At 67.4% G+C, this 17,139-nt stretch carries 16 protein-coding genes; all 16 read right to left on the bottom strand.

The features are described 5' to 3' along the window. The coding region (locus AC1D2F_RS15365) for a hypothetical protein (protein ID WP_476967076.1) at positions 1-219 on the bottom strand (219 nt) is incomplete at its 3' end. 229 nt (positions 220-448) lie between these two features. Further along, positions 449-1,180 (bottom strand): maleate cis-trans isomerase family protein, encoded by a 732-nt coding sequence (locus tag AC1D2F_RS15360; RefSeq protein WP_364744271.1) that lies wholly within the window; start codon positions 1,178-1,180, stop codon positions 449-451. Between the two features lie 8 nt (positions 1,181-1,188). Beyond that, positions 1,189-2,622 carry an amidohydrolase family protein gene (locus AC1D2F_RS15355; protein ID WP_229995376.1) on the bottom strand — a complete coding sequence of 478 codons (1,434 nt, stop codon included), beginning with the start codon at positions 2,620-2,622 and terminating at the stop codon, positions 1,189-1,191. A gap of 25 nt (positions 2,623-2,647) precedes the next feature. Further along, positions 2,648-3,448, bottom strand: coding sequence for an aspartate/glutamate racemase family protein (locus tag AC1D2F_RS15350; RefSeq protein ID WP_229995377.1), 801 nt, complete (start codon positions 3,446-3,448; stop codon positions 2,648-2,650). Beyond that, on the bottom strand, positions 3,445-4,128 hold the full coding sequence (locus AC1D2F_RS15345; protein ID WP_476967075.1) for a GntR family transcriptional regulator: 684 nt from the start codon (positions 4,126-4,128) through the stop codon (positions 3,445-3,447). The genes AC1D2F_RS15350 and AC1D2F_RS15345 overlap by 4 nt, the downstream gene beginning before the upstream one ends. A gap of 67 nt (positions 4,129-4,195) precedes the next feature. Continuing rightward, positions 4,196-5,551 carry an MFS transporter gene (locus AC1D2F_RS15340; RefSeq protein ID WP_229995379.1) on the bottom strand — a complete coding sequence of 452 codons (1,356 nt, stop codon included), beginning with the start codon at positions 5,549-5,551 and terminating at the stop codon, positions 4,196-4,198. Positions 5,552-5,965: 414 nt separating this feature from the next. Next, positions 5,966-6,307 (bottom strand): hydroxyisourate hydrolase, encoded by a 342-nt coding sequence (uraH, locus tag AC1D2F_RS15335; RefSeq protein ID WP_364744277.1) that lies wholly within the window; start codon positions 6,305-6,307, stop codon positions 5,966-5,968. After that, positions 6,304-6,801, bottom strand: a complete 498-nt coding sequence (gene uraD / locus AC1D2F_RS15330) for a 2-oxo-4-hydroxy-4-carboxy-5-ureidoimidazoline decarboxylase (protein ID WP_364744280.1) — start codon at positions 6,799-6,801, stop codon at positions 6,304-6,306. Before uraD ends, uraH begins: the two co-directional genes overlap by 4 nt. A 244-nt stretch (positions 6,802-7,045) precedes the next feature. Further along, the gene (locus AC1D2F_RS15325) at positions 7,046-7,882 is read right to left on the bottom strand and encodes an alpha/beta fold hydrolase (protein ID WP_229995382.1); all 837 of its coding nucleotides are present in this window, start codon (positions 7,880-7,882) and stop codon (positions 7,046-7,048) included. Between the two features lie 72 nt (positions 7,883-7,954). After that, on the bottom strand, positions 7,955-9,082 hold the full coding sequence (locus AC1D2F_RS15320; RefSeq protein ID WP_229995383.1) for a phosphotransferase: 1,128 nt from the start codon (positions 9,080-9,082) through the stop codon (positions 7,955-7,957). 5 nt (positions 9,083-9,087) lie between these two features. Then, positions 9,088-10,218 carry a phosphotransferase gene (locus tag AC1D2F_RS15315; protein ID WP_229995384.1) on the bottom strand — a complete coding sequence of 377 codons (1,131 nt, stop codon included), beginning with the start codon at positions 10,216-10,218 and terminating at the stop codon, positions 9,088-9,090. Continuing rightward, positions 10,215-11,537 carry a phosphotransferase family protein gene (locus AC1D2F_RS15310; RefSeq protein WP_229995385.1) on the bottom strand — a complete coding sequence of 441 codons (1,323 nt, stop codon included), beginning with the start codon at positions 11,535-11,537 and terminating at the stop codon, positions 10,215-10,217. The genes AC1D2F_RS15315 and AC1D2F_RS15310 overlap by 4 nt, the downstream gene beginning before the upstream one ends. Continuing rightward, a complete protein-coding gene (locus tag AC1D2F_RS15305) occupies positions 11,534-13,420 on the bottom strand; it encodes an ABC transporter ATP-binding protein (RefSeq protein WP_229995386.1) in 1,887 nt (628 codons plus the stop codon). The genes AC1D2F_RS15310 and AC1D2F_RS15305 overlap by 4 nt, the downstream gene beginning before the upstream one ends. Continuing rightward, positions 13,417-14,592 carry a glycosyltransferase family 4 protein gene (locus tag AC1D2F_RS15300; RefSeq protein ID WP_229995387.1) on the bottom strand — a complete coding sequence of 392 codons (1,176 nt, stop codon included), beginning with the start codon at positions 14,590-14,592 and terminating at the stop codon, positions 13,417-13,419. The genes AC1D2F_RS15305 and AC1D2F_RS15300 overlap by 4 nt, the downstream gene beginning before the upstream one ends. Further along, positions 14,589-15,809, bottom strand: a complete 1,221-nt coding sequence (locus tag AC1D2F_RS15295) for a glycosyltransferase (protein ID WP_229995388.1) — start codon at positions 15,807-15,809, stop codon at positions 14,589-14,591. Before AC1D2F_RS15295 ends, AC1D2F_RS15300 begins: the two co-directional genes overlap by 4 nt. Then, complete coding sequence (locus AC1D2F_RS15290) at positions 15,796-17,046, bottom strand: glycosyltransferase family protein (protein ID WP_364744410.1); 1,251 nt, start codon at positions 17,044-17,046, stop codon at positions 15,796-15,798. Before AC1D2F_RS15290 ends, AC1D2F_RS15295 begins: the two co-directional genes overlap by 14 nt. Positions 17,047-17,139: the final 93 nt, after the last annotated feature.

Genomic DNA, 17,139 nt, shown 5'->3' with positions numbered 1-17,139 from the left:
GTTGACGTAGTCCGTGGTGGTGACCATCGGGACACCCACGCTCTGCGCGCCGGCCCGCTGGAGCAGGCTGCGCATAATGTACTGGGCACGCTCGGTGCCCTGTTCCTGAATCAGGGTATCCAGGGACTCCAGCCATTCGGCGGTCTCTTCCGGATCACGATCAGGCAGCTGGTTTGTCAACCCGCTGAGGATATGGGAGGTATCTTCTCCTGCAGCCACGTCCAACCTCTTTTCGTCGTTGAATGGTCGGCTCAAGTTTTCATTCTGTGAGAAAACTTTCTTGCAATTCGAGATTATCGACGCAGGCCGAGGCGCGTCAACATCTGCGGCGGGGCACCGCGGGTCCTGCAGTCACAATCGGGCGGAAGGGCGCCACAAGCAACGCGGGCTCAGATATGGCCCATTTGAGCCGCCGCCAGATTCGGCTGCATCTGAGCCCGCGTTGCTTTTAGGCTGAGGTGAGCAGCCTGCCCCAGCGCGGGGCCAGCAGCGGTGCGCCCGCCATCCTGAGGCAATGCCACAGCGTGACGGCCACTGAGTCCAGGACAGGAACGCCCGTTTCGGCCTCGATTTCGGCGGTGATGTTGGCCCCGTAGAGGTTGGTGCAGAGGTAGATGATGGCGTCCGGCCGGGCCGCCGCCAGCTCCAGCGACCCCGGACGCATCTCCTCATCGGCCACGCGGGCGAACGACTCGTTGTCGCTCAGGCCGAGGAACCGGTGGTCCAGCGTCTTGATGCCGTCCCGTCCGTACGACGCCACGATCCGTTCGTTGACGTCCTCCGTGTACGGAGTGAACAGCCCGATGCGCTCGGTGCCGAAGGTCCGGAACGCCTCCATGTAGGCCAGGGTGGATGTGGTGGCCGGGACGCCGGTGGCGTCCGTGATGTCCTCCACGATCCGGCGGTCATGGTCGGCGCCGAGCCAGGAGCCGGAGGTGCCGTTCCAGGCGATGACGTCCACATCGGCGGTGGCGAGGAGCTCGGCGGCCGACCGCATGACGGCGGCGTCGAATTGTTTGTCCGAGGATTTGTCCAGGGCAATCCTGGTGACCGGGATCCGGGCGAAGTGGATGGTCACGTCGTCGCGGTCGCCCAGGATCCGGTAGCTCTGCGGCTCGAGGCAGGTGTTGGAGGACGGCACGATCATGCCGATGCGGGTGGGGCGGGTTGCGGAAGGCATGGGTGCTCCTAAAGGGCAGCGGGGGCGGTGACGGGGTCGGCGGCCGCCTGGTGTTCGCGGAAACCGCTGCGGGGCACGAACCGGCCCACGGGACCCGGGTCATGGAAGCCGTTGGCGTCCAGCACCACACGTCCGGCGGACACCACAACGGCGGGCCAGCCGGTGAGCGTCCTGCCGTCGAACGGTGAGAAATCCGTTCCCATGTGCAGGGCAGCGCCGTCAACGGCGCGTTCCTCGGCCGGATCGAAGATGACCAGGTCGGCGTCGTACCCGGACGCGATGGTTCCCTTGCCCGGCAGGGCGTTGATGCGGGCCGGGCCGGCGGCGAACACTTCGACGAAGTCCTCCACGCGGGCTGCCCCGGCGGCGGCGTCCATCAGGGCGGTGAACGTGACGGGCATGCGGGTTTCCACTCCAGGCAGTCCGTGCGGCATTTCGCGGATGTCATCTGCGCGCTCCCGCTTTTGCGTGAGGTCGTAGCAGGAGTGGTCCGAAGCCACCGTGTGGATGGCGCCGGCGGCAAGGCGGTCCCGCAGCGCGGCGACGGTCTCCGGGCTGCGCATCGGCGGGCAGCAGGCGAACCACTCCGGCATCACCGATCCGTAGACACTGTCATCAAGGGTGAGGTAGTGCGGGCAGGTCTCGGAGTAGGCCTCCTGGCCGTGGCTGCGGGCCTCGGCGACGAGGTCTACGGCGCCCGGCGTGGACTGGTGCACAAAGTAGACGGGGGCGTTGGTGTACTCGGCCATCGCCAGGGTCTCCTTGACCGAGATTTCCTCCGCGAGTTCCGGGCGGGTCCGGTGCAGGTGTTCAATGCTGATCCGGCCGTCGTCCGCGTGCTGCTGGGTGCAGTCGGCAATGATGGGATCGTGTTCGGCGTGGATGTAGGTGAGGCCGTCGAGCCGGACCATCTCGCGCATGACCTTCAGGATCGTGTCCCCGTCGGCCATGGTGGTGCCCCGGTTGGTGGTGTACATCTTGACCGAACGGACACCTTCGGCGGCGAGCTGTTCGAGCTGCCATGGCACGGTTTCGTCCCACTGGACCACCGAGCCGTGGAGGGCGACGTCGCAGCGGGACTCGCGTGCCAGTTCCTTCTTGTGCAGCACCGCGGCCAGCGGGGTCTCGCGGGCGTCGCGGGGGATGCCGAAGTCGATGATGGTAGTGGTGCCGCCCCAGAGGGCAGCGGTGGATGTGGTCCGGTAGTCATCCAGGGTACGGAACCGCCCGGTGACCTGGGCGACGTGGCAGTGGCCGTCCACGCCGCCGGGAATCACCAACTGGCCGGCGGCGTCGATGGTCCTGGCGGCAGCGGGGACCGGCTCCGAAGCGTCCACGAGCTGGACGATCGTTCCGCCATGCACCACGACGTGCGCGTCCTGGCGGCCGAAACTGTTGACCACGGTGCCGTTGGCAATGACAAGGTCTGGGGTGTGGGACATCGTTGTCCTCCTTCGGGGAAAAAAGCTAGTGAGATAGGGCGGACGGTGCGGGCAACTGCGTACTGCGCTGCGCCGTCGTAAGAGCGGCATCGAGGTTTTTCGAGAGTCCCTTGCGGGGCTTGACCGGTGGCGGTGCGAAGGCGCCCGCCCGGTGCCGCCCGGACTGGAGGTTGACCACCGACTGGGCCATCTGGATGCCCGCGGAGATGCCGTCCACCAAGGGGACGGGGATCTGGCCGGCAAGCTCGCGGGCAAGTCCGGCGAGCGGCGCGCCGGCGAGGATCACGACGTCGGCCCCGTCCTGGGCGACGGCCTGGCGGCTGAGGGCCAGCAGGGTCTCCTTGAAGTCCTCCTGCACGGAACCGATGCCGTTGAGGCTCTCGTTGATGGAGCGGATCGAGGCCAACCGGCCGCCGAGCCCGAATCGTTCCACGCAGTCCTGGTACCAGGGCCGGATCCGGTCGGAGATGGCGATGATGGAAAACCGGTGCCCCTGCAGGGCGGCGGCACACAAGGCCGCCTCGGTAATCCCGATGACCGGGACATCTGTCAGTTCCTTCAGCGCGGGCATGCCGGGGTCTCCGAACGCCGCGACCACGACGCCGTCGATGCTGCTGCCGGACCCGTCGCGGGTGTACTCGGCGATGATTTCGGCGACGGCACCGGCGGCGATGAGGGATTCAAAGCGGGTTTCGATGTATTCCACGCCGTACCCGGCGGTCCGGACCACGAGTTCGGTCCCGGGGGAGGCGGAGCGGAGGGCCTCCGCTTCGATCAGGGCGGTGACGTCGTCGCTGATATTGGGGTTGATGACAAGGAGTTTCATAAGTTCTTCCGATGAAGGGCGGGTTCCGTCCGGCGAAAATCCTCCGGAAACTGTTCCCGGTATTTGTCGATGTGCGACGCCGATTGGGCGGCTGCCCGGTCAGGGTCGCCGCTGGCGATTGCGGCGTAGAGGGCCCGGTGTTCCTCGATGAGTTCGGGGAGGTCGCTCACGTGGCGGAAGAGCCAGTGCATGCGGCCCTGGAGCGGTTCGAGTGCGGACTTGAGGAAGCCGTTGTCCGCGATCCGGGTGATGGCATCGTGGAATTCGCTGTTGGCGCGGTGGGCTTCCATGATGGCGCCCCTGGCCAGGCAGCGGTCTGCCTCTTCCAGCAGGCCTTCCAAGGCGCTGAGGTCCTCAGGCGTGGCGCGGGCCGCAGCCAGCCGGCAGGCCAGCACTTCGAGCGACTGGCGGACGTCGAAGAGATCCTCCACGTCTTTGGAACTGAGCGAGCTGACCTCGGCACCGCGCGCGCCGCGGTCGCTGACCAGACCTTCCTGGCGAAGCATGCGAAGGGCCTCGCGGACCGGGAGGCGGGAGACATTGAACTCGGCCGCCAGGTCGCGTTCCACCAGCCTGGTACCGGGAACGTAGTGCCCTTCAAAAATCCTGGTGCGGAGGGTGTCCCGGACAGCCTCCCGGAGGGGGCGTTCCTTGTCCTGGGTTTCTTCTGCGGTAAGCATGGTGCTCCATTCGGGTTCTTGTGGCACTGCGTTCCCGGCTCCGGGAACAAGTGTTGCGTGGCCTAGCTTAGACAGGGAGCCGCTTGTTGTAGTTCAGGGTCAGCACGGATGCGCCCATGATGATCGCGGATCCCACGAAGTACAGCAGCGCCCAGGTGTAGGAGCCGGTGGCACCGACAATCAGGCCGACCGCGATCGGGGTCACGAAGCCGGAGATGTTGCCGCTGAAGTTCATCGCGCCGCCCAGGACGCCGGCGTTGGTCCGGCCACCCAGGATCGAGGGGATGCTCCAGAAGAGGCCCACCCAGCGAAGGAAGAACATGACGACGGAAAGGAGGACCACCGCCGTCGTCGGATCTGCCACGACGGTGACACCGATGAGGCCGCCGATCACTACGACACTGGAGGTGCCCAGGAGGGTGCGCATGACCCGGTTGGCCGAGGCGCCCGATGCCCGCCATTTGTCGGCGATGGTGCCGCCGAGGATTTCGCCGACGAACCCGGCACCGAAGATCACGAACGTGGACCAGCCGATGGTCTTCAGGTCAAAGCCCTTGGCCTGGGCCAGGTAGAGCGGGCCCCAGGTGAGCAGGCCGTAGAAGACTCCGTTGAAGCCCAGCCAGCCGAAGCACATGGCCCAGAAGGAGCGGAACTTCAGGTAGGGGAGCAGGGCGCGTTTGCCCTTGCTGCCGTCGAGCTCGGCTTCGGCGTCCTCGGCGGCGTGGGAGGCCTCGATGTACTCGGCCTCGGCGTCGTTGACTCCGCGGTGCTGGCGCGGATTGTCCCGGACGTACCACCAGACGGCGAGGCCCATGAGGACGGTGGCGGCGCCGGCGATGATGAAGGCGGTCCGCCAGCTGCCCGTCGAGGCGATCAGGCCTGCGATGAGGATGCCGCCCAGCCCGGCGCCCAAGGGGGCACCGGCGTCCAGGATGGTGGCGCCGCGGCCGCGTTCCGATTTGTGCATCCAGATGGCGTTCAGCTTTCCGCCGGCCGGCATGACGCCGGCCTCGGTGACGCCGATGCCCAGGCGGGCGATGAACATGCTGAGGAAGCCGCCGGCCAGGCCGGACGCTGCCGTTGCGGCGCCCCAGCCGACGCAGGACGCGGTCATCACCTTGCGGGGGCCGAACTTGTCGATCAGCCAGCCGACGGGGATCTGCATGAGGGCGTAGGTCCAGAAGAAGGCCGAGAGCAGGAGGCCCACGAGCTCCGGGGCCATGTTGAATTCTTTCTGGATGATGGGCAGGGCGACCGAGATGGAGCCCCGGTCGATGTAGTTCACGGCCACGAGCACCAGCAGGAGGAGGAACATTTTCCAGCGGACATTGGTGCGCCGTTGCACGCGGTCCTTGGAGCCTGTGGGGTCAGCGGGCTGTAGTGCGGTTTCGGTATTTGCGGTTTCGGTATCTGGAAGAGACACAACTTCTCCTTGATAGAGAGGAAAAATGCCGGCAAGTGATGAGGGTCGATTTGTCCGCGGGCCAGGATGCGGGGTGTGGGGCGTCCTGTTCGCGGCCTGTCCAGTGGTGATAGCGGGGCTGATATCAGCGCTGATATCAGTTCGGAGATCCGATGCAGATCCTGGGAGGCCGGGGCCCGGCAAGCTTACTTATTTTGGGATCCCGTTTTGGGATCCCAAAATTGAGAATAGAAGTGAGCTGGGCCACTGTCAAGGGTTGTGGGCCGGCCGGCCCGGTTCGCCGGGAAAATGTCGATTGTGACTGGCGTGGGGTTCCCGGGGCGGGCGGCGCCGGGCATGGCTGCGCCCCGCCACCCGGCAGGGGACCAGCCCGGGGCTGAAGCCGTGGCGGGTGGCGGGGCGTGAGGGTGTTTCTTAGCTGCCGCGGTAAGTGGAGTAGGCGAAGGGGCTCAGCAGGAGCGGCACGTGGTAGTGGGACTGCGTCTGGGACACAGCGAAGGTCAGTGTGACTTCGGGGAAGAAGGTCTCGGTCCCGGCGGCGGCGTAATAGGCTCCGGTGTCGAAACCCAGCCGGTACGTGCCGGAGCCCAGGCTGGCGGGACCAAGTGACGTGACGCGCCCGTCGTCATCCGTGGCCCCGGCTGCGATCCTGACCCAGCGCTCGCCGTCGAGCATGTCCAAGGTGACGGCGACGCCCGCGGCGGGCTTGCCGGAGCCGGTGTCCAGGACGTGCGTGGTGATGTGGGAAGTGCTCATGCGCCGATCAGTCCTTCGAGTCGGAGTACCGCGATTTCGCGCAGCTGCTGGCCGATAACTACTTGTTCCTCTTCGGGAGTGTGGGCGAGCCTCGTGTGGAGAGCGGCGAGGATCTCCTCCCGGCTGCGGCCTGCCGCGCGGATCAGGAATACCTGGCCGAATTTCTGTTCATAGCTCCGGTTTCCCTCGGCGATGGCTGCGGCGACAGCCGGAACCGGGGCGCCAAGAGTCGCCTGCTCCGACTGGGAGAGCCGGGCCTCCGTGCTGTTTCCTGCGGCCCGTTCGCCGATTCGGGGATGGTGGGCCAGGGCGGCCCCCACCTCCGCATTGGTGAAGGGTTCCGCCGCGCGGGCGGCGGCTTCGAGGAGGCTTCCGGTGCTGCCGAAGGGCCGGGAATCGACCATCTCCTCAATCCACCGCTCAATGTCCAGGCAGGGACGCAGTGCGGCCGCGGCCTCGGCGCGTCCGGCCGCGTTAAAGTCTTCCAACAGCATGTGCCAGATCCTTTGTGTCAATGCTGGCATCCACGGTGTAGGGCTATACGGACAAGATATTCGTATCGTGGAACTGTTATTTCAGCATATGCAAAAAATTGAACCGTACCGTGTGACGGGTGTCAACCGGACTGTCGGATCCGCGGCGAATTTCGAAAAGTGCGGCGGTATCGGACAGGCGGACTCCCGATCCGGGATGCGCTTGTCCGAAATCGCCGCGGAAAGCCGAACGGTTTCGGCCCCGCTAGCTCGACAGGAACCGCAGCAGAACCTCGTTGACCTCCGCGGCGTGGGTCCACAGCATGCCGTGCGGGGCGCCGTCGATCTCCACGTACTCGGCGTTCGGCAGCGCCTTGGCGAACTGGCGTCCCGCGACGTCGATCGGCAGGATGTTGTCCGCCGTGCCGTGCACAATCAGGGCCGGGACATCGATCTTGGGAATGTCGGCACGGAAGTCCGTGAGCCAGGTCGGCTGCGCTGCCGCCGACGCCGTGGCCCCGCCACCGGTGGCGAGGTTCCACCCGGCGTTCATGACTTCCTGGCTGAGCCGGGGGGTGCCGAGGAAGGTCTCGCTGTTGTAGAAGTTCTTGAAGAATTCCGTGAAGAAGGCGTACCGGTCTGCCGTCACGGCCTCCATCAGCCCGTCGAACACCGACTGCGGGACCCCGCCGGGGTTGTCCTCGGCCTGCAGGACGTACGGCTCGAGCGAGGCCAGGAACACGGCCTTCGCCACCCGGGCAGAGCCGTAGGTGCCGAGGTATCGGCCCACTTCGCCGGTGCCCATGGAGAAGCCCACCAGCACGGCGTCGTTCAGGTCCAGAGTGGTCAGGAGCGTATTGAGGTCCGCGGCGAAGGTGTCGTAGTCGTAGCCGTCGGTGGGCTTGCTGGACTGTCCGAAGCCGCGGCGGTCGTAGGTGATGACGCGGTAGCCAGCGCCGAGCAGCGCAGTTGTCTGCTTTTCCCAGGATGAGCCGTCCAGCGGGTAGCCATGGATAAGGACCACGGCCTGACCGGATCCGTGGTCCTCGTAGTAGAGCTCGACGTCTGTGCTGTTTTCGGTTCCAACCTTGATGTAAGCCATGCCAGCGGTCCTCCCGGTTGCGTGCGGTTCGATCTGGGGCGGTCAATATTGGGCGGTCAATATGCAGTGCAGTCAGTACGTGGGCTCCACTTTAGCGGCCGGAACCCCCTCGGCCAGGGCCTGTTCACCATCCGGAAGGAGAAACTCCTCTGCCACGGCCGCCCACTGCGGCCGGAAGGAATAGAGGCAGCCCAGCCGCAAGCGGGTCGCGGCAGCGTAGGCGTCGAACCGGGCGGGGGTGACCCGCAGTTCGTCGGCGGTGGCGATGACGTGACGGTGGGCGGTTTGGTACCTTTCGGCGGTCAGGCGGTGTTGGCGCAGGCGCAGGCGCAGGTGCACGGCAAGGTTCGCGAGGTCGGCGGCGGCCTCGGCCCGGCCGGCTTCGTCGAAGTCCAGCAGCCCCAGGGGAGCGCCGGGATCCCCGGTGAATATCTGCTTGTCGTGGAGGTCGCCGTGGGACCACACGAGTGGGTCCGGATCGGTCCGGAGCAGTTTTTGGGCGGTCTGCCCTGCGGCCACACGCACGGCGGTGCGCTCGGGCTGTGCTGCCGGAATATCCCCGGCGTGCACCAGCCACCGGTGCACGATGCGTTGCAGGTTCTCCAGTTCGACGGCGGCCGTCCGGGGCGGGAGCGCCTCAAGGGTCAGGCGGTGCTCCGGAGCCCGGGCCAGGGAATGCTGCCGGACCCAGGCCCGGGACCATTCTTGCCAGGCTTCTTCGAACACGTCATCACTGACGGCTGGGTCGTTTCCGAGCTCGAACAGGGAACGGCCGGGCAGCGCCATGATCGTGAGGCAGCCCGGGGTGCAGGAAACAATTTCCGGGGTGCGGAAGTCCCCGGCGCCGAGGAGCTCGTTCATCCGGGCGTGCCTGCCCACCGCTTCGTCGGACTGGCGGGCCCGGAAGATCTTGAGGTAGTGCTCCCCGGCCCTGACCACGGCCCGTTTGTGGGCCCGGTGCACCACCACCTCACCCAGCGGCGACGCGTGCTTCAGGGCGGGCAGACGCCGGTCGCGGCCGTCCCGCAGAAGCTCCAGCTGCCCCGCCCGGAGGTGGGCCGCCCGGACCCCTGCCCGGTCGGCGGCGGCCAGTTCCAGGACATAGTCCTCCGCGGAGTCGTCGGGCCAGGACCGGATGACCTGCCATTCGAAGTTGTCCGCATCCAGGACGGCGGCCGGGACGGGCGGGTGCCAGCCCATGTGGATCAGCTCCGGGATCCGAGGGACCGGCTGGCGGCCAGGATGGTGGATCCGAAGGACTCACGCTGCTTTACCCGGTCTTCGAGAACGCGGGTCGCCAGCAACGAGCCCGAAGGGAGCGAAGAACAGGCCAGTCGCAGCCAGCGTGCGTCCGCGTAGGCATCGAACCGATCCGGGCTGACCTGCAATTGCTCGGCGACGGCCAGCACCACCGTGTGGGCCTTCAGGTATCGCGCCGACGTCAGGTTATTGCGCCACATGCGCCGCTCCAGATGGAAATCCAGGTAGGCGAGGTCGCGGGCGGCCTCGGCCCGGGCAGTATCGTCGAAGTCCAGCAGCCCGAACGGGGACCGGCCGTCGCCGGCGATAATCTGCCGGTCGTGCAGGTCTCCGTGGGCCCATACCAGCGGGTCCGGTACCGAGCCGAGCAGGTTCGCCGTGACGTAATCTGCCATGGCGATCAAGGTGTCGCGTTGGGTGGACAGTTCCGGAACATTCGCTGTGTGGCGCAGCCATCGTTTCAACCAACGGGCCACGGCCTTCGCTTCCACTTCCGGTGAATGGACCGGCAGGGCGCCCAGAACGGTTTGTCTGCTGGCATCAGACGCCGCGCTCAGCTGGGCGAGCCACGCGCGGGACCACTCTTCCCATGCGCCGGCAAACTCCTTCTCGCCGATCGTGAAGTAGTCCTCGCCGATTTCGCCCAGCGTCGGTCCGGAGAGGGCGCTCAAAACGAGGGTGTCCGGGGAGCTCTGAAGTACCTCGGGCGCCGTAAAGGCGCCGGCGTCCAGCAGGAGGTCCGTCTGAGCGCACCGTTCGGCCGGGACTGCGGCCCTGCCGGGCCGGAAGACCTTGATGTAGCAACCCTCCGCCCGGATGATGGCCCGCGTGTACGGCCAGTGGGCAATGATTTCCCCGCGCTGTCTTTCGGTCCGAAGGGCCGGCAGCTCGGGATCGTCCTCCGGCAGGACCTCAAAGCGGCCATGGCTCAAATGTGCTCCCCGGACGCCGGGCCGTCCCGCAGTCTCGACCTCCAGCAGGTATTCTCCGGGTTCTTTATCGGGCCACGCCTTGTGGACGCGCCACGCGGTGCCGGCGTCGTCGGTGTAATTCCAAAGCGGTGGGTGCCAGATCATGCGATCAACTCCAGGGCTCGGCGGATATGCCAGCTCGTGTCGGCCGGCCAGTCGCTGGCCCGGTTCCGGAACGGGTCGACGCTGTTCAGGAACAGCCGGAACGCCGCCCAGGTCTCCACCCTGGCCTGCGATACGTGGCCGCCAGCCTCGCGGTAACCGTCGATCAGCTGGGCCGTCTTGCGGCCACCGGCCACGGGCCCGGCACCTGGGGGGTCTGCGATGTCCTCCACCGCGGCAAACGACCCAAGGTCCCTCGCCGGGTCGGAGGTCCTGACACGGTCGAAATCGATGATGCGGACGGCCGGGCCGTCCACCAGGACCTGGTCCGCCGAGAAATCGCCATGGACCAGCACTTGCGCGGGCCCGTGGGGGCCGGCGGCGCCGACGGTTGCCAGGAGCCGGCTGGTGAGCCGGGCTACCGGAGCCTCGAGCCCCGGGAGCAGGCAGGTGATCATGGACCGCGTGGCGGCGAGCTGCCGTACCAGGTCTTCCACCTCCGCCGCGGGGTCCGGCCCGGTTCCCGCGTCCATTCCATGGATCGCCGCCAGGGCTTGGCCGGCCCGGTAGGCGGCCGGGTCGTTGTCGCCGCCGCTCAGGTCTCCGTGGCCCCAGTCCGGGGAGGCGCTGATGCCGTGCGCGGCGCATTCCACGTCGGCGAGTTCGGGCAGGACCGGGATGCCGTTGCTCTCCAGCCGCTGCCGCAGGCGGAGGCCTGCGGCAGCTTCGTCAGCTTGGACAGCGGTCTTGACGACGACGGGCACCGTCGCCGAAGGGACCCTGGCAACGAGCCTGCGCTCCGGGTTGTATCTCAGCACGCTGACCGGGGGGTCCAGGAACCGCTCTGCCGCGGGGAGTGCTCCGAGCCGTCCGAGCCCGTGGTCCCGGAGCCACCGCAGGTTGGGGCGCAGCGGCCAGTCCTCCTCGATGGGGCCGACAGCCACCACGACGTCGGCGTGGGGATGATCGGGTTGGACCAGCAGGATGCCGCCGCCGCGCTTTTGCGAACTGTCCGCCCGCCGCTGCAGTTTCTCGGCGTGCTCCGGTGCTGTGGTCGATGCCCAGCCGTAGCTGCCGGCCCCGTAGCCGGCCCGGCGGAAGGCGACGAGGGCCGAGTTGTGCGGTTTGTAGCGGGTCCTGGTGATCCGGACGCTTTCGCCCAGGAGCTCGGAGAGCAGCTCGTCGTCGAGGACCCAGTTCAGGCCCGGGATCCGGGTGTCCCGGGCCGCCAGGGCACGGTCAGCTTCGCGCCGCTGCGGCTGCAGCCATTGTCCCTGCAGCCGTTGTCCCTGCAGCCTTTGTCCCTGCGGGGCGATGCTCATGACGGCACCTTGAACAGGTCACCCGGTTCTGCCGTCTGCTGCCGATGGACCCAGTCGGCGAAGCGGGAATCGGGATCTGTCAGCAATAACTGCGGCGGCCCATCTTCGAGGATTTTGCCGTCTTCGAGCCAGATCACCCGGTCGCATGATTGGGCCGAGTTGACGTCGTGGGTAATCGTGATGGAGGTCTGGCCTTGGGTGAGTGTGTCCAATGCACTGAGGACCGAATCCCGTGAGGCCGGATCAAGCCCGGCCGTCGCCTCGTCCAGAATCACAATGGGGGCCTTGCGGAGCATGGCGCGGGCGACGGCCAGCCGTTGACGCTGGCCCCCGGAAAGATCGTTGGCCGCCTCGCCGAGGACGGTTTCGTAGCCCTGGGGCAGTGCGCGGATGAAACCGTCGGCCTGGGCAAGGGCCGCCACGGCTTCGATCTCCTCATCGGTGGCATCGAGGCGGCCGAACCTGATGTTCTCCCGGACCGAAGTTCCAAACAGCACGGAGTCCTGGAGGAGGATTGAGACATGGGCACGCACGGAAGCGATCTTCAGGGACCGCAGGTCCTCACCTCCGAGGCTGACACTCCCCTCCCAAGGGTCCACCATCCGAAGGATCATGCTGGCCAGCGTTGACTTCCCGGCCCCGGAGGGCCCCAGCACGGCGCAGTGCTGACCCGCCGGTATGGTCAGGGTGATCCCCTTGAGCACCGCGGTTCCGTCGAAGTGACCGGCCCAGACGTTGTCGAACACGATGTCCGGGTGCGGGTTCTTGAGGGCGACGGCGTGCGGTGCCTCGGGCACGTCGCTCTGGGCCTCAAGCAGGTCTGCCACCCGTTCCCCGGAGGCCGTCGCGCGGGCGATACGGCTCGTGTACCTGGCCACATCCTTGAGCGGCCTTAGCCCGGTCTTCACGTAAAACAGGAAAACGACCAGATCACCGGGGGTCATCGCATGCTGCATCACCCTCCAGCCGCCGGCAGCCAGGACTACCGCCGTTGCGATTCCCGTCAGGACGTCGGTCTTCCGTTGCAGGCTGGCGGCCAGCCGCAGCGTGGTCACACCGGAGCCAAGTGCCGCCTGATTGCTCTTGCTGAAGCCCGAGCTGATGGTGTCTTCGAGTCCATACGCCTGGACTTCGCGCATTGCTCCGAGCGTCTGCGCGGCGGTGGTGGCAAGGGCGCTTTCGCCCTTGCGTGACTTGCGGGCCGCGGTGGTAATCGATCCCGAGCTCCTGCGGGACAACAAGACGAATATCCCGATGGACACGAACGTCACCAGGGCGATCAAAGGATCGAGCCAGAGCATAATGATCATCATTGCGATCAGCGACACGGTATTCCCGATGAGCGGGAGCCCCGCCGTGACGGCCACATCCTGCAGCCGGGACACGTCCCCGACGAGCCGCTGGACAGTGTCGCCGGTGGACGCGCGGCTGTGGTGGCGCATCGACAGGCCCTGGAGGTGGCGGAAGGTACGGGCGCGCAATTCGGAGGAAATCCGGGTACCCACGAGCGCAAACGAAATCGCGGACACGTAGCTGGCCAGGGCCCTGATGAGGCTGATGACGATCACTGCGCCGGCGCAGAGGAGCAGCACCTCCGCGCTCGCCTCCACGCTGAGCGGGGACCTGCGCAGATTGGCGCCGAGTGAGTGTGAGACGGAGTCCAGGACGATCTTCACTGGCCACGGCTCAAGAAGCCGGAAGAGGATTTCCGCGGCCATGGCAATGAATCCCCAGGTGATGAGCAGCCTGTGCCCGCGCAAATGCGGGCGGACGCACCGCAAGGTCCGCCGCAGCGGTGTGGGTTCAGCCGGCGCGTGGGTGCGGGTCCTTCGCCATAGGGTCCGCCAGCTGCGGGGGTGCGCATGCCTGGAAGCGGTGGTCATTGCCTTGCCAGTCTGCGTGCAGGCGGCAGTGCCTCGGTGATCCGGGACAGCACACTGCTCCAGCTGAACCTCAGCACGGCGTCGCTGCGGGCCTCGAGCCCCAGCCTGTCCCGCAGATTCGGGTCTTCGCCGAGCCGGATAAGGGCGTCCGCGAGTGCGGCGGGGTTCCCGGGCGGGACGAGGATCCCGGTGCGGCCGTCCTGGATGATGGACGGGATCTGGCCCACGGCGCTCGCGATCACGGGCAGCGCGGCCGCCATGTACTCAAAGACCTTCAGCGGCGAGAAGTAATCGTCCTGGCCGGGCGCGTCCGGGGGATAGGGGGCGGCGGCGGCGTCGAAGTCTGCCAGGAGGCCGGGCACGGCGGCCGGCGCAACGGCGCCGGTGAACACCGTCGGCACGCCGAGGGACCCGGCGAGGCGCTCGAGGTCCTCCCGGCCGGGGCCGTCACCCACCACGTGGACGTGCCAGCGCAGGCCCGGGTCAACGGTCTGTTGGTTGGCCAGGGCCACACCGTGCAGAAGGCTGGGGACACCGTGCCAGGGCTTCAAGGTTCCGACAAACCCGACCGTGAGGTGGTCCGGATTCCGGCGGCCGGGGCGGCGGGCCGGGATCCGCTCGACGTTCACGCCGTTCGGTGCCAGCACGGTCCTCGCGGTCGGCACCCGCGCCCGCACCCAGCGCACCACAGGATCCGAGACGCACGCAACGACGTCGGCCGTTGCGGCGTTGCGGCGGAACACCGTCTCAGCTTTTTTCACATCCAGCAACTGACGGTACCGCTGCTGCTCCTCGATGAGCGGGGCATTGACCTCAAGTACTGACGGCACATCCAGGATGCGGGCCACCACGGATAGTGCCGGGCTGAACAGCGAATAGCGCTCGTAGAACAGCCCGCAGCCGTTGCGAAGGACCTCGTCCGCCAGGCCCAGCGCGGCGTCCTGGACCGCCCGTTCCCGCGCGGGGCCGGGGACGGATTCCGGCTTGACTTCGACGACGTCGAGATCGGCAAGATCCTTGGGCCGCTCGGTGCCGAGCCGGGTGCAGTAGACCGTGACGGCGGCGCCGGTCCCGCGCCACGCCCGGACGATTTCCTGGACGTGCACGGAGGAACCCTTGGTGCCGAAAACAGGCACGCCCGGGTCGGCGCAGAGGTAGGCAACGCGTGTCATGCGACTCTCCTTTCGGAACGGGAGAGGGACCTCAGGAGTTCGGCCTGGCGGTGGACGTCGTAGTCCTCCTCGATCAGGGCGCGCGCATTGCGCGACACGGCGACCCTGTCTTTGGCGGGGGAGCTGAGCGTGCGGATGCCGCGGGCCAGGGCGTGCGGGCTGCCCGGCCGGACCAGGACTCCGGTGGAGCCGTTCCGGACCACCTCGGGGATTCCGGTGACGGACGTGCTGACGCAGGGGACGCCCGTGGCCATGGCCTCGAGCAACACCGTGGGCATGCCGTCCGCGTTGCCGTCGGCGCCGATCACGCAGGGCGCCACGAAGATATCGGCGGCGTGGAGCAGTTCGTGGATCTGGTCCTGGGTCTGGGGGCCGAGGAGGCGGACGTGCTCGCGTAGCCGGAGCTGATCGATGCTGGCCTCCAGCTCCTCGGCCATGATCCCGGTCCCGGCGATCCGGAGGTCCATTTTGACCCCCTGGTCCAGCAGTTCGGCGGCCGCGGGCAGCAGGTGCTGGAAGCCTTTCTTCTCTACCAGGCGACCGACGGCGGCGATCCGCAGGGTGGCTCCGAGCGGGCGGGGCTCCCGGTACGGGAAGCGCTCCAGCTCCAGGCCGTTACGCACCAGATGGAGCCTGGACGTCGAGTCCGGGAAGCGGCGGCGCAGGTAGCGCATGTTGTACTGGCTGATGGTCACGGCGTGGTGGGCCTGCTCCAGCTTGATCCGCAGATCCTCGTTTTGGACCGATTCATGGAAGATATCCACCGCGTGGGCGGTGAACGAGAACGGGATTCCGGTGATGAGGGACGCCAGCCGGGCCACGGTGGTGGCGCCCGAGGCGAAGTGGACGTGCATGTGCTGGATGTTCCGGGCCTGGAAGGCGGTGGCCAGATTGATGGCCTGGACGGCGTCGTCTGCCGTGGCGGCGGCGAGTTCGCCCAAATTCCGGCCGACGGCGGCCGTGAGCCCGGCCGCCTCGGCCATCCGGAGGCTCTCCCACAGGGCCACAGTCTTGATGGGTCGGTCAATGTACGTCACCGGTGCCTGGACCCGGGCGAGTTCAGGGTGGAACCGGGGGTCGTTGGTGGGCCGGAGGGAGAAGATCTCGATCCGGTCCCCCGCCGCCTCGCGGGCAAGGATCTCAGAAACGATGAACGTTTCGGAGAAACGCGGATACATCTTCAGGACGTACGCCGTCCCCGGTTCAAACGGCGACACGGCTGTCACCACCCTTCGCGCGCGTTCCGGCAACGCTTTCGTTCGCCTGGAACTGATCGGCACTGACCTGATCGGCGCTGAACTGATCGGAATCGGCCAGCGGCTGCAGCAGCTCGGCGGCCAGCTGCGGAACCCGGATCAAGCCGTCCAGCACCGCGCGGCGCCGGTCCACAGTGGTGCCGAGCCGGGCGGCAAGCCAGCCGGCAAGGATCTCGGGCGTCAGCGTGCCAATGTCGTGTTGCTCCAGGTACCCGGCCGCGGCCAGGGACGCGGCCCGGATCTGCTGCTCGGCGCGCGACTGAGTGCGTGGCACGATCAGCGCGGGGACAGGGGTGCTCATGATCTCGCACACCGTGTTGTAGCCGCCCATAGCGACGACGGCGGCGGCGTGCCGGATGTGGAACACGATGTCATCGACTGCGGACACCACTTTGACGCCGGGACGGGCGTGCTGGCGGAGGTCGTTGAGCTGCTCGGCGGGCATCTGCGGTCCGGCGACCAGTAAGTGTCCCAGCCCGTCCGGAACCGGTGCGGCGACGGCGATGCGGGCCAGGGCATAGCCGTCCGAGCCCCCGCCGACCGTCGTCATGAAATACCGGCCGGGCATGCAGCTGGTGCCGGAAACCGAAGGGCGCCCCTCAGCGAGGTAGCCCGTGTACCGGATGAGCTTTCGGAGGGCGAACGGTATCTCGCCGCAGGCCACGGGATCGTGGACGGCGGGATCACCGTAGACCCAGATGGCATCGAACAGGGCCTTGACCACGCGGGGCCCGCCCAGCCTGGCCCATTCGCTGAGGGCCGCGGCGGGCGAGTCAAGGACCTCGCGGAGGCCGAGGACCACGCGCACGGGCCCGGCGGTGCGTGCGCGCCGCAAGGCTATTTCGAGTTCGCCGTGGACGCCGGTGGCGTGCCGGTCCACCACCACCAGATGGGGGGCGAAGCCGGCCAGCGTTGCCTGCAGCAGGCTGGCCCGCAACGGCACGAGCTCATGCATGGGCAACGTCAGGTTCCGGGGCAGGTAGCCCGCGGACCCCTTGGCCACGCCGGGAAGAAGCACCCAGTCCCAGCCCTCGGGCAACCGGAACGCCGGGGCCAGTGCGGTGCCGGTGATGAGGATTCCGGTGACGGGGCGGCCGATCAGCCCGGGAAGCTGATTGTTCAGAGCATGGGCCAGTGCCAGATTCCGACGCACATGTCCCAGGCCCACTGAATCATGTGAGTACAGCACTATCCGCATTGGCTCCACTGCAAATCCTCCCCCGCCCCCGGTGCCCCGGATATGGCTGCGATCGCAACTGTGTCCGGTGCCGGCGCTGTCTGATGGTAGTTA

It is taken from the genome of Arthrobacter sp. P1_B3 (genome assembly GCF_056406615.1).
This window is presented reverse-complemented; position numbering and strand designations above follow the sequence as displayed.